The sequence below is a fragment of the Pseudonocardia sp. SID8383 genome (genome assembly GCF_009864975.1).
Lineage (GTDB): Bacteria > Actinomycetota > Actinomycetes > Mycobacteriales > Pseudonocardiaceae > Pseudonocardia > Pseudonocardia alni.
Genome location: NZ_WWFY01001237.1, coordinates 1 through 12,474, shown reverse-complemented (window position 1 = coordinate 12,474; position 12,474 = coordinate 1). Strand labels below are relative to the sequence as shown.

Below are 12,474 nucleotides of genomic sequence, written 5' to 3'. Positions count from 1 at the left end.
TGCCTCGGAGCACGCCAGCGTCCCGTCGAGCAGCCCGGACGTGGTCGACAGCGCCAGGGTCGCGCCCGCGGACTGCCCGGCCAGCACCAGCCGCGCGGGATCCAGACCCGCCTCGCCCGCGTGCGCGCGCACCCAGTCGACGGCGCACGCGACGTCGCGCTGCTGGTCGCGGCCGACGGGCTCGGGCGGCGGTAACCGGTAGTCCACCGCCGCGACCGCCCAGCCGCGCTCGGCGAGCCACCGGTTCAGCGCGGTGCGGTCGCCGCGGTCCCCGCTCGTCCACGACCCGCCGTGCACCCACACCATCGTCGGGTGCGGACCCGCGCCGGTCGGCAGGTAGAGGTCCAGCGTGCGGCCGGGGGCGAACTCCACCGACCGGTCCGGCCGCCCGTCGGGCTGGCCCAGCTCGGTCAGCGTCGCCGTCCAGTCCAGCGGGACGCCCTGCGCCGACGCCGCACGGCCCTGTGCGGCCAGCACCGTGACCGACCCGACGACCGCGGCCAGTGCGAGCACCGCCGTCGCGACTCCGGTGAACCGGGCACCCGCGGCCCGCGCCGCCAGCCCGAACAGGATCCCCAGCACCCCGGCCAGGGCGACGTGCAGCGGATACGCGCCCGACAGGAACGACCCCGCGAGCCCGATCCCCGGGGTCCCGGGGCGGAAGGTCCCCACCAGCACGACCAGCAGCAGCGCGGCCCACACCCACGCGAGGATCCGGAGGAACGACGTCACCTGCGCACCCTGTCATCCCGGTCCGAGCGGCCCGGCCCGGACCCGCCGGTCCGGCGTGCCCGCACCGGGTGGGACCGCCTCCACCGGTACGGTTCTCGAACGGCCGTGCGGATCCGAGGCGAGGGGGACGCGGTGCGGGTGCTCGGGGTCGACCCCGGACTGACGCGGTGCGGGATCGGCGTCGTCGAGGCCGGTGCGGGCCGGACCGTCGGGTTCGTCGACGTCGGCGTCGCCCGCAGCGAGCCGGGCCTGCCGCTGGAACGACGGTTGCTCACCGTCGCCGACGAGGTGGAGCGCTGGGTGGCCCGGCACCGCCCCGACGTGATCGCCGTCGAGCGGGTGTTCAGCCAGAACAACGTCCGCACCGTGATGGGCACCGCGCAGGTCAGCGGGGTCGTCGCGCTGGTCGCCGCACGGGCCGGGCTGCCGGTCGCCTTCCACACCCCCAGCGAGGTCAAGGCTGCCGTCACCGGGGAGGGCCGCGCGGGCAAGGCGCAGGTCACCGCGATGGTCACCCGGCTGCTCGGCCTGGACACACCCCCGAAGCCGGCCGACGCCGCCGACGCGCTCGCGCTGGCCATCTGCCACTGCTGGCGCTCCCCGATGATCGACCGGATGGCGCAGGCGCAGGCCCGCGCAGAGGAGCTGGCCGCGGTGCACCGGGCCCGGCTCGCCGAGGCGCAGCGGGAGCGGGGAGGCGCCCGGCCCAGTGCCGCCCAGCAGTGGGCCGCGGCCCGCGCGGCCGCCGACGCCCGGTCCGCCGGCGGGTGGGGCGCACGCTGACCCGTCTCGCCCGGTGGTGGCGTGGTGTCGCGTGCGGTTCCGTCGGTGCGGCCCGGTAGCGTCGGTGCCTCGAACGGTCGTTCGTGGGAGGGGGACCTGTCAGTGATCCACTCGGTGCGCGGTCCGGTGCTGGGGATCGGGCTGGACCACGCCGTCGTCGAGGTCGGCGGGGTCGGGCTCGCGGTGTACGCCACGCCCGCCACGCTGGGCGGGCTGCGTCGCGGCGAGGAGGCCCGGCTGCCGACCACGCTGGTGGTGCGGGAGGACTCCCTGACTCTCTACGGGTTCGCCGACGCCGAGGAACGCGAGCTGTTCCTGCTGCTGCAGACGGTGTCCGGGATCGGGACGCGGCTCGCGCTCGCCACGATCGCGGTGCTGGAGCCGGACACGCTGCGCCGCGCACTCGCCGACGGCGACCTCGCCGTGCTCACCCGCATCCCCGGCGTCGGGCGCAAGAGCGCCGAGCGCCTGGTCGTGGAACTGCGCGACAAGGTGACCGCGCCCGTCGCGGTGCCCGCGGGTGCGGTCGCGGCCGCGCCGGCCCCGGTGCTCGGGGTGCGCGAGCAGGTCGTCGAGGCGCTGCTCGGGCTCGGCTTCACCCAGCGCCCGGCCGAGCAGGCCGTGGACGCGGTGCTGGCCCACGCCCCCGACACCGACGCCCGGGACCTGCTGCGGACCGCGCTGTCGAGTCTCGGCAGGTCGCGGTGACCGACCCCGGCCCCGACCCCTACGCCGGGGTCGACGGACATCTCGACGAGCGGGCCGTCGATACCGGGGTCCAGCCCGGGGACACCGACGTCGAGGCGTCGCTGCGGCCCCGGTCGCTCGAGGAGTTCGTGGGGCAGCCACGGGTCCGCGAGCAGCTGCAGCTGGTGCTGGAGGGCGCGCGGCGCCGCGGCGACCCGCCGGACCACATCCTGCTGTCCGGCCCGCCCGGCCTCGGCAAGACCAGCCTCGCCATGATCATCGCCCAGGAGATGGGCGCCGCGATCCGGCTGACGTCGGGCCCCGCGCTGGAGCGGGCGGGGGACCTCGCCGCGATGCTGTCCAACCTCGTGCCCGGCGACGTGCTGTTCATCGACGAGATCCACCGCACCGCCCGCCCCGCCGAGGAGATGCTTTATCTCGCGATGGAGGACTTCCGGGTCGACGTGGTGGTCGGCAAGGGTCCGGGCGCCACCTCGATCCCGCTCGACGTCGCACCGTTCACCCTGGTCGGGGCCACGACGCGGGCCGGGTCGCTGACCGGTCCGCTGCGCGACCGGTTCGGGTTCACCGGGCAGATGGAGTTCTACGACGTCCCCGAGCTGGACCGCGTGCTCCGCCGTGCCGCCGGGATCCTCGGCATCGACCTGCGCGCGGACGGCGCGGCCGAGATCGCCGGGCGCTGCCGCGGCACCCCGCGGGTGGCGAACCGGCTGCTGCGCCGGGTCCGCGACTACGCCGAGGTCCGCGCGGACGGCGTGGTCACCCGGGAGGTCGCCCGCGACGCGCTGGCCGTCTACGACGTCGACGAGCTCGGCCTCGACCGGCTCGACCGCGCCGTGCTCGGCGCGCTGGTCCGCTCCTTCCACGGCGGCCCGGTCGGCGTCTCGACCCTCGCCGTCGCCGTGGGGGAGGAGCCGGGGACCGTCGAGGAGGTCTGCGAGCCCTACCTGGTGCGGGCCGGGATGATCGCCCGCACCCCGCGCGGGCGGGTCGCGACCCCGCTGGCCTGGACCCACCTCGGGCTGGCCCCGCCCGCGGACGCACCGGCCGGGCACCGGGTCGACCCGCTGTTCTGACCCGGCGTGCCGTCGGGGCACCGGAGTGCGCGGGCCGTCACACATGGGAGGATCCGGACGGACCGAACGGATCGGGCACCGCCCGGCCGGGACCACGGGCACCCTGGTGTCCGCACACCGCGCGGAGTCCTCCGGACACCGCGTGCCCGGCGGGCGTCCTGATGCGGGCGCCCCGGAACGATCCGGGCGTCCGGCTCGTTCCGGGGCGTGTCGGGCAGCCGGCGGGCCCGGGTGACGCCGTTCGGCCCGTCGCACTGCGACGAGCGGTCCGCCTCCGGGAGGGGGCCGGCCGTCGGTGTCGGTCCCGGCTGGCACACTCACGATTACGAGACGAGACGGAGACCCCGCACGATGACTTCAATCCTCGCCCAGCAGGCCGGTGGCGGCTCGAGCATCTTCTCCCTGCTGCCGTTCCTCATCATCCTGCTGCTGTTCGTGCCGTTGTTCCTGAACGGCCGCAAGCAGCGCAGGCAGATGGCGGAGACGCAGGCGATGCAGCAGGCGCTGGAGGACGGCGACGTCGTCGTCACCACGTCCGGGCTGCGGGGCACCATCGTCGACGCCTCGTACGAGGACACGATCGACCTCGAGATCGCCGAGGGCGTGGTCACCACCTGGCTGCGTGCGGCGATCCGGGAGAAGGTCGCGACCGACGAGGCGACGGAGGAGACCGTCGCCGAGCCGGCCGACAAGGACGCGTCGGAGAACAAGCCGACGATCCACTGAGCACGTCGGGAACGGGCCGGGCGGCCCGTTCCGGCGGCCTCGGCGTCCGTACCGGGCCCGGCCGCGGCTCTGCCGCACCGGCCCGGTGGGACGGCGACCGACCGTGAGGCCGGCCGCGGCCGCCGCACGAGTCGGATCAGGAGAACGATCACGTGGCAACGTCGTCGGGGCAGCAGCACGTGCGCCCCTGGCGCTACCTGACGGCCTTCGCAGGCATCGTCGTGGTGCTGTACGCACTGGTGTTCCTCACCGGGGGCGGCAACCTCACGCCGAAGCTGGGCATCGACCTGCAGGGTGGCACCCGCGTCACGCTCACCGCCCGCACCACCGACGGGCAGCCACCGCCGCGTGACCAGCTGATCCAGGCGCAGGACATCATCGAGCAGCGCGTCAACGGGCTCGGTGTCAGCGGCGCCGAGGTCCAGCTGGACGGCAGCAACATCGTCATCACCGTCCCCGGCGACGCCGGCGAGCAGGCCCGCTCCCTGGGCCAGACCGCGCAGCTGCGCTTCCGCGAGGTGCTGCAGGGCCCCGTCCCCGCGAACCAGGCCGCCGGGCAACAGCCCGCGCCGGGCCAGGACGCGCAGTCCAGCCAGGCCCCCGCGAGCCAGGCCCCCGCGAGCCCCGCCCCGGCGCAGCCGCAGGGCATGGGCGAGCAGAGCCGTTCCGTCGCGCCGGTCGCGCAGGTCTCGCCGCTGCAGGACCCGCCACCGACACCCGTGCCGTCCCCGACGCCGAGCCCGGGCGGGCTCGCGCCGGACGACCCGCGCGTCGCCGCCGAGGTCACGAAGCTCCGCGAGACCCGGCAGAGCACCGACCAGGCCACCCAGCTGCAGGCGCTGCTGTCGCTGAACTGCGGCGCACCGGACCCCCTGCAGGGCTACGACGACCCGACCAGGCCGCTGGTCGCCTGCAGCGAGGACGGGCAGAACAAGTACCTGCTCGGCCCGTCGTTCCTCGAGGGCACCGAGATCGCCTCCGCCCAGGCCCAGCAGAACCAGCAGGGCGTCGGCTGGGTGGTCGGGCTGACCTTCAAGCCGCAGGGCGCCGACACCTGGGGCCGGTACACGACCGAGAACGTCGGCAAGAACGTCGCGTTCGTTCTCGACGGCGACGTCGTCTCGGCCCCGTCGATCAACCAGCCGATCTTCGGGCAGACCCAGATCTCGGGGCAGTTCAACCAGGACCGGGCCCAGCAGCTCGCCCAGGTGCTGCGCTACGGCTCGTTGCCGCTGTCGTTCGACTCCGGCAACGCCCAGACCGTCTCGGCCAGCCTCGGGCTGGCCTCGCTGGAGGCCGGGCTCATCGCCGGCGCCGTCGGCCTGGTGCTGGTGTTCGCCTATTGCCTGTTCTACTACCGCCTGCTCGGCATCCTGACGATCCTGTCGCTGGCCCTGTCCGGCCTGGTCGTCTACGCGGTGCTGATCCTGCTCGGGCGCTGGATCGGGTTCACCCTGGACCTGGCGGGCGTCGCCGGGTTCATCATCGCCATCGGCATCACGGCCGACTCGTTCGTGATCTTCTTCGAACGGCTCAAGGACGAGATGCGCGAGGGCCGCACCTTCCGCTCGGCCGTCCCGCGGTCCTGGGAGCGGGCGCGGCGCACGATCCTCACCGCCGACGCGGTCAGCTTCCTCGCCGCCGCGGTGCTCTACATCCTGGCAGTCGGCGAGGTCCGCGGCTTCGCGTTCACCCTGGGCATGTCCACGGTCCTCGACCTCGTCGTCGTGTTCCTCGTGACGTTCCCGCTGGTCGTGCTCATCTCCCGGTCGAGGTCGCTGGGCAGGCCCGGGCTGTCCGGGCTCGGCGCGGTCGACCGGATCGGGTCGCGGCACCGCCGTGCGAAGCCGGCCGTCGGCAGGCGCGCGGCCACCACCGGGAAGGGAGCGGGCGCATGACGAACCCCGAGTCGCTGTCGGGCTGGACCCGGCTCACCACCGGCACCGCGAACGTCGACATCATCGGCCGCCGCAGGACCTGGTACATCGGCTTCGGCGTGCTCATCGCCGTGTGCCTGCTCTCGCTGGTGTTCCGGGGCTTCAACCTCGGCATCGACTTCACCGGCGGCTCCCAGATCCAGCTGCCCGCCACCGGGGCGAACGGCGCGATCAGCACCCAGCAGGTCGACCGGGTCTACGAAGGCGTGATCGGCTTCGCGCCCGAGGTCACCCAGTCCGTCGGGTCCGGCGACGCCGCGTCGATCGTGCTGCAATCCGAGCCGCTGACCCCCGAGCAGCTCGTGCCGCTGCGCGAGGCGCTGTTCACCCAGCTGCAGCCGCTCGGCGCGGACGGCGCCCCCAGTGCCGCCTCGATCAGCGACTCGCAGGTCTCGGGCACCTGGGGCGGCGAGGTCACCACGCAGGCGCTGATCGCGCTGGCGGTGTTCATCGTCCTGGTCACGCTGTTCCTGGCGTTCTACTTCGAGCGGGCGATGGCCGCCGCGGCGCTGATCGCGCTCGTCAATGACATCGTCGTGACCGCCGGGGTGTACTCGATCATCGGGCTGGAGGTCACCCCGGCCACCGTGATCGGCCTGCTCACCATCCTCGGGTTCTCGCTCTACGACACCGTCGTCGTGTTCGACAAGGTCCGGGAGAACTCCCGCGGGCTGCTGAAGCTGACCCGGCGCACCTACGCCGAGGCCGCGAACCTCGCGCTGAACCAGACGCTGATGCGGTCGATGAACACCTCGCTCATCGCGATCCTGCCGGTGCTCGGCCTGCTCGTGATCGGTGTCGGTCTGCTCGGTGTCGGGACCCTGGCCGACCTGGCACTGGTGCAGCTGGTCGGCATGATCATCGGTGTCGTCTCGTCGCTGCTGCTGGCGACCCCGGTCCTGGTCGACATCAAGCTGCGCGACAAGCGGGTCCGCGACCAGGCCGCCCGGGTCGAGGCGCGTCGTGCCCGCGCGGCCGGCCGGGGCGGGACGGACTCGGACGTCGAGGACGATCCGGCCACCGATACCCTCGCCGCCGTGAGCTCCTCCGCACCCGCCGCCCCGCGTCCCGGCGCCCGCCCGACCGGCAAGACCGGACGGCGTCGCGGATGAGCGGGGCACAGGTCGACGGCATCCGGGTCGGGCCCGGAATCACCGGGGACTCCGCGGACGACCTGCTCCGGGTCGCCGAGCTGGTCCGCTCGGTACCCGACTACCCGCAGCCCGGGGTGCTGTTCCGTGACATCACCCCGGTGCTGGCGCACGGGGAGTCCTTCGCGACCGTCACCACCGAGCTGGCCGCCAACGCGGGCGAGGCGGACCTGGTGATCGGGGTGGAGGCGCGCGGGTTCCTGCTCGGCGCCGCCGTCGCGCTCGTCGCCGGGGTCGGTACCGTGCCGGTCCGCAAGGCGGGCAAGCTGCCCGCGGTCGCCGCGTCGCGCAGCTACGACCTGGAGTACGGCAGCGCCACCCTGGAGCTGCCGGCCGGGGTCGTCGAGCCGGGCACGCGGGTCTACGTGGTCGACGACGTGCTCGCCACCGGCGGCACCGCCGCGGCCGCCTGCGCCCTGCTGGCCGACGCCGGAGCCGAGGTCGTCGGGTTCGGCACGCTGCTGGAGCTGGCCGCACTGGACGGCCGGGCGAAGCTGGGTGACCTGCGGATCGACGCCCTGCTGAACGCCTGACAACGACGGGCCCCGATTCGCGGACTATCCTCGGACCCAGGACCCTTCCCGCCACCGAGCACGAGCAGGAGGTGCGGTGACCGAGGTCGACCGGACCAGCGCCCATCCGGCCACGCGCCCGCTGACGCCCGACGACGAACCGCCGCGCCCGTCCGCGACCCGCCGGGTCCGTGCCCGCATCGCCCGGCGGATGACGCCGCAGCGCGTCGCCATCGTGACCCCGGTGCTGGAGCCGCTCGCCGCGGTCCACCGCTCGCTGCACCCCAAGGCCGACCTGGTGCTGCTCCAGCGCGCCTACGACGTCGCCGAGGACAAGCACGACGGGCAGACCCGCAAGTCCGGGGACCCCTACATCACCCACCCGCTCGCCGTCTCCACGATCCTGGCCGAGCTGGGCATGGACACCACGACGCTGGTCGCGGCCCTGCTGCACGACACCGTCGAGGACACCGACTACTCCCTGGAGCGGCTGCGCGCCGACTTCGGCGACGAGGTCGCGCACCTCGTCGACGGCGTCACCAAGCTCGACAAGGTCGAGTTCGGCACCGCCGCGGAGGCCGAGACGATCCGCAAGATGGTCGTCGCGATGGCCCGGGACCCGCGGGTGCTGGTCATCAAGCTGTCCGACCGGCTGCACAACATGCGCACGATGCGCTTCCTGCGCCCGGAGAAGCAGGTCAAGAAGGCCAACGAGACCCTCGAGGTGTTCGCCCCGCTCGCGCACCGCCTCGGCATGGCCACGGTGAAGCTGGAGCTGGAGGACCTGTCCTTCGCGATCCTGCAGCCCAAGAAGTACCAGGAGATCGTCCGACTGGTCGCCGACCGTGCGCCGTCGCGCGACACCTACCTGCGCCAGGTCATCGACGAGGTGTCCGCGCAGCTGGACTCCGCGCGGATCCCGGCCAAGGTCGAGGGCCGACCGAAGCACTACTACTCGATCTACCGCAAGATGATCGTCAAGGGCCGCGACTTCGACGACATCCACGACCTCGTCGGGGTCCGGGTGCTCGTCGACGAGGTGCGCGACTGCTACGCCGCGATCGGCATGGTGCACGCCCTGTGGCAGCCGATGCCCGGCCGGTTCAAGGACTACATCGCCCAGCCCCGGTTCGGTGTCTACCAGTCGCTGCACACCACGGTGATCGGGCCGGACGGCAAGCCCCTCGAGGTGCAGATCCGCACCCACGCCATGCACCGCACCGCCGAGTACGGCATCGCCGCGCACTGGCGGTACAAGGAGGTCAAGGGCGGCGGCAACAAGGAGGTCGAGGTCGAGGAGATGGCGTGGATGCGCCAGCTGCTCGACTGGCAGCGGGAGGCCGCCGACCCCGGCGAGTTCCTCGACTCGCTGCGCTTCGACCTCGCCGCGCGGGAGATCTTCGTCTTCACCCCGAAGGGTGACGTCGTCACCCTGCCCACCGGCTCCACCCCGATCGACCTGGCGTACGCCGTGCACACCGAGGTCGGGCACCGCTGCATCGGCTCCCGGGTCAACGGCAAGCTCGTCGCCCTGGAGCGGCAGCTGTCCTCCGGCGACGTCGTCGAGATCTTCACCTCGAAGGCCGAGGACGCCGGGCCGTCGCGGGACTGGCTGCAGATCGCGAAGTCCCCGCGGGCCAAGGCCAAGATCAAGCAGTGGTTCGCCAAGGAGCGCCGCGAGGAGGCCGTCGAGGAGGGCAAGGAGGCCATCACCCGGGAGGCCCGCCGCACCGGGATGCCGCTGCAGCGGCTCATCTCCGGCGACGCGATGTCCGCGCTCGCCCGGGAGATGCACTACTCCGACGTCTCCGCGCTCTACGCCGCCGTCGGCGAGCACCAGGCCAGCGCCCAGCACGTCGTGCAGCGCCTCGTCGCGTGGTTCGGCGGCGAGGAGGAGGCCGAGGAGGAGCTCGCCGAGCGGGCGACGCCGTCGACGGTCCGCCACCGGCGTCCGTCGGGCAACGCCGGCGTCGTCGTCAGCGGCGAGGACGGGCAGGCCCTCGGTGACCTGTACATCAAGCTCGCCCGCTGCTGCACCCCGGTGCCGGGCGACGAGATCCTCGGGTTCGTCACCCGCGGCGGCGGGATCAGCGTGCACCGCACCGACTGCACCAACGCCGGGGACCTCACCGCGCGCGAGGAGCGGCTGGTCGACGTGACCTGGTCGGTGTCGCCGGAGTCGGTCTTCCTGGTCGCCATCCAGGTCGAGGCGCTCGACCGGCACCGGCTGCTGTCCGACGTCACGAAGGTCCTGGCCGACGAGAAGGTCAACATCCTCTCGGCGACGACGACCACCTCCCGCGACCGCGTCGCGATCTCCCGGTTCTCCTTCGAGATGGGCGACCCGAAGCACCTCGGGCACCTGCTCCAGGCGGTGCGCAACATCGAGGGCGTCTACGACGTCTACCGGGTCACCAGCGCGGCCTGACCCCGGCCCGCCCCACCACCCAGGGGCGGACCGGGGGGCCGGTCAGCCGAGTGCGGTGCGCTGGATCTCGACCGGAATGCTCGGCGCGCCGTCACCGGAGCCGGCGGACTCGCCGCCCCTGGCGACCTTGTCCAGCGTCGCGAGGCCCTCGGAGCCGATGGAGCCGAACACGGTGTAGCTCGGCGGCAGCTGGGCGTCGCCGTAGATCATGAAGAACTGGCTGCCGTTGGTGTCCGGGCCGGCGTTGGCCATCGCGAGCAGCCCGCGGCCGTAGGTGAGACCGGGGAACACCTCGTCGGCGAACGAGTAGCCGGGGCCGCCGCGCCCGCTGCCGCTCGGGTCACCGCACTGGAGCACCTGCAGGCCGGGGCTGGTCGTCAGCCGGTGGCAGGAGGTCCCGTCGAAGTAGCCCTGCCGCGCCAGGCTCTCGAAGCTCTTGACCGTGCACGGCGCCAGGCCGCGGTCGAGCGTCAGGTCGATCGGGCCCGCGCTGGTCTGCAGATCCGCCGTGACCGTCCCCTGGGCCGGGGTGGAGCCGGCCGCCGGCGGGTTCACCGGCTTCGAGGCGGGCTCGGGGGACGTCGGGTAGGTGCAGTCCACCGACGCCGGCAGGGCCGTCGGGCGCGTGGGCAGCGGCACCGTCGGCCGACCGGCGGTGTCCGGGCCGTCCCCGGCGGGCGCCGCGGCGCTCTGCCCGGCGTCGTCGGAACCGCCCCAGGCCGAGGTCAGCGCGTACACCCCGACCGCGGCCAGCACCACGACCAGCACCGTCACGACGGCCGCGATCGTCGTGTTCCGCTTGCGCTGCTGCTGCCGCTGCGCCCGGTGGGCCTGCTGCGCCTCCAGCTTGCGCTTGGCCGCCTCCCGGCGCTGCTCGTTCGTCGCCACGTCCCGCCCAACTCCCTGACTTGATCACTCGTACGCGCGGTGAGGGTATCGGGGCGACCTGGGGAGAAAGCTGAGAGACACCGGTTCTAGGCTGGGAGGACCCCCGACATGATCCCCGGAGAGGACGTGCAGCAACCGTGACCGCCACCGAGCCGCAGGTGGGCCGGGCCCGCAGGCCCGAGCCGTTCGCCGCGCCGAAGGGCATCCCCGAGTACCTCCCGCCGTCCTCGGCCGGGTTCGTGCACGTGCGGGACACCCTCGCCGCCGCCGCCGAGCGCGCCGGGTACGGCCACATCGAGCTGCCCGTGTTCGAGGACACCGGCCTCTACGCCCGCGGGGTGGGGGAGTCCACCGACGTCGTCTCCAAGGAGATGTACACCTTCGCCGACCGCGGCGACCGCTCGGTGACGCTGCGCCCCGAGGGCACCGCCGGTGTGGTCCGCTCGGTGATCGAGCACAACCTCGACAAGCAGGGCCTGCCGGTCAAGCTCCGCTACGCGGGCCCCTTCTTCCGCTACGAGCGGCCCCAGGCCGGGCGCTACCGGCAACTCCAGCAGGTCGGCGTCGAGGCGATCGGGGTGGACGACGCAGGCCTGGACGCCGAGGTCATCGCGATCGCCGACGAGGGCTTCAAGGCCCTCGGCCTGACCGGCTACCGGCTGGAGATCACCTCGCTCGGCGACGCCGAGTGCCGGCCGGCCTACCGGGAGCGGCTGCAGGAGTTCCTGGCCGGGCTCGACCTCGACGAGGCGACCCGGGCCCGGGCGGAGATCAACCCGCTGCGCGTGCTCGACGACAAGCGCCCCGAGGTCCGCGCCGCGATGGCCGACGCGCCGCTGCTGATGGACCACCTGTCCGACGCCGCCGCCGACCACCACGCCCGGGTGCTCGCCCACCTCGACGACCTCGGCGTCGCCTACACACCGAACCCGCGCATGGTCCGCGGCCTGGACTACTACACCAAGACCACCTTCGAGTTCGTCCACGACGGCCTCGGCGCGCAGTCCGGCATCGGTGGTGGCGGCCGCTACGACGGCCTGATGGCGACCCTCGGCGGCCCCGAGCTGTCCGGCGTCGGGTTCGGCATCGGCGTCGACCGCACGCTGCTCGCCTGCCGCGCCGAAGGTGTGCAGCCCTGGTCGGACGCCCGCGTCGAGGTGTTCGGGGTGTCCCTCGGCGCCGCCGCGCAGCGCCGCCTGGTCGTGGTCGCCGCGCAGCTGCGGGCCCGGGGCCTGCGGGTCGACCTGGCCTACGGCGGCCGGGGGCTCAAGGGCGCGATGAAGTCCGCCGACCGGTCCGGCGCACGGTTCGCGCTGGTCCTGGGGGACCGGGACCTGGAGAACGGCACCGTCGGGCTCAAGGACCTCGTCTCGGGCGAGCAGCAGGACGTCCCGCTGGACGCGGTCACCGACGCCGTCGTGACCGCCCTGGCGGGCTGAGGCCGCGGTGGCGGCCTCGGACCGCGAACGCTGGGACGCCCGGCACACCGCCGCGGGGGCCGGGTCGCCGCTCCCGCCGGACGCGCTGCGCGGG

At 73.7% G+C, this 12,474-nt stretch carries 11 protein-coding genes; 9 read left to right on the top strand and 2 right to left on the bottom strand.

The features are described 5' to 3' along the window. Window positions 1–732 (bottom strand): alpha/beta hydrolase fold domain-containing protein (locus tag GTW08_RS33145; protein ID WP_161152874.1); only part of this gene is annotated, 732 nt, incomplete at its 3' end. A 132-nt stretch (window positions 733–864) separates the two neighbouring features. Here GTW08_RS33145 and ruvC point away from each other — a divergent pair. The 8 genes from ruvC (at window position 865) to GTW08_RS30335 (ending at window position 10,053) form a co-directional block, all read left to right on the top strand. Further along, window positions 865–1,515: a crossover junction endodeoxyribonuclease RuvC gene (gene ruvC, locus GTW08_RS30370; protein WP_073575272.1), complete on the top strand. Its 651-nt coding sequence runs from the start codon at window positions 865–867 to the stop codon at window positions 1,513–1,515. Between the two features lie 102 nt (window positions 1,516–1,617). Beyond that, the gene (gene ruvA / locus GTW08_RS30365) at window positions 1,618–2,223 is read left to right on the top strand and encodes a Holliday junction branch migration protein RuvA (RefSeq protein WP_073574655.1); all 606 of its coding nucleotides are present in this window, start codon (window positions 1,618–1,620) and stop codon (window positions 2,221–2,223) included. After that, complete coding sequence (gene ruvB, locus GTW08_RS30360; protein ID WP_073574656.1) at window positions 2,220–3,299, top strand: Holliday junction branch migration DNA helicase RuvB; 1,080 nt, start codon at window positions 2,220–2,222, stop codon at window positions 3,297–3,299. The genes ruvA and ruvB overlap by 4 nt, the downstream gene beginning before the upstream one ends. A 351-nt stretch (window positions 3,300–3,650) precedes the next feature. Next, window positions 3,651–4,025 carry a preprotein translocase subunit YajC gene (yajC, locus tag GTW08_RS30355; RefSeq protein ID WP_073574657.1) on the top strand — a complete coding sequence of 125 codons (375 nt, stop codon included), beginning with the start codon at window positions 3,651–3,653 and terminating at the stop codon, window positions 4,023–4,025. Between the two features lie 152 nt (window positions 4,026–4,177). Then, window positions 4,178–5,923: a protein translocase subunit SecD gene (gene secD / locus GTW08_RS30350; protein WP_073574658.1), complete on the top strand. Its 1,746-nt coding sequence runs from the start codon at window positions 4,178–4,180 to the stop codon at window positions 5,921–5,923. Continuing rightward, complete coding sequence (gene secF / locus GTW08_RS30345) at window positions 5,920–7,074, top strand: protein translocase subunit SecF (protein WP_073574659.1); 1,155 nt, start codon at window positions 5,920–5,922, stop codon at window positions 7,072–7,074. Before secD ends, secF begins: the two co-directional genes overlap by 4 nt. After that, window positions 7,071–7,646, top strand: coding sequence for an adenine phosphoribosyltransferase (locus tag GTW08_RS30340; protein ID WP_073574660.1), 576 nt, complete (start codon window positions 7,071–7,073; stop codon window positions 7,644–7,646). The genes secF and GTW08_RS30340 overlap by 4 nt, the downstream gene beginning before the upstream one ends. Window positions 7,647–7,767: 121 nt before the next feature. Next, the gene (locus GTW08_RS30335; RefSeq protein WP_073575273.1) at window positions 7,768–10,053 is read left to right on the top strand and encodes a RelA/SpoT family protein; all 2,286 of its coding nucleotides are present in this window, start codon (window positions 7,768–7,770) and stop codon (window positions 10,051–10,053) included. 42 nt (window positions 10,054–10,095) lie between these two features. Here GTW08_RS30335 and GTW08_RS30330 read toward each other — a convergent pair whose 3' ends face one another. After that, window positions 10,096–10,941: a peptidylprolyl isomerase gene (locus tag GTW08_RS30330; protein ID WP_073574661.1), complete on the bottom strand. Its 846-nt coding sequence runs from the start codon at window positions 10,939–10,941 to the stop codon at window positions 10,096–10,098. A gap of 137 nt (window positions 10,942–11,078) precedes the next feature. Between GTW08_RS30330 and hisS the strand changes: the two genes are divergently transcribed. Next, entirely contained in the window at window positions 11,079–12,380 is a 1,302-nt protein-coding gene (gene hisS, locus GTW08_RS30325) for a histidine--tRNA ligase (protein ID WP_174565858.1), read from the top strand. Window positions 12,381–12,474 lie beyond the last annotated feature (94 nt).

What these genes read in the sequence shown, in the direction of transcription:
- yajC (WP_073574657.1), top strand. Translation starts at nt 3,651, where the DNA reads ATGACTTCAATCCTCGCCCAGCAGGCCGGTGGCGGCTCGAGCATCTTC.
- secF (WP_073574659.1), top strand. Translation starts at nt 5,920, where the DNA reads ATGACGAACCCCGAGTCGCTGTCGGGCTGGACCCGGCTCACCACCGGC.
- GTW08_RS30340 (WP_073574660.1), top strand. Translation starts at nt 7,071, where the DNA reads ATGAGCGGGGCACAGGTCGACGGCATCCGGGTCGGGCCCGGAATCACC.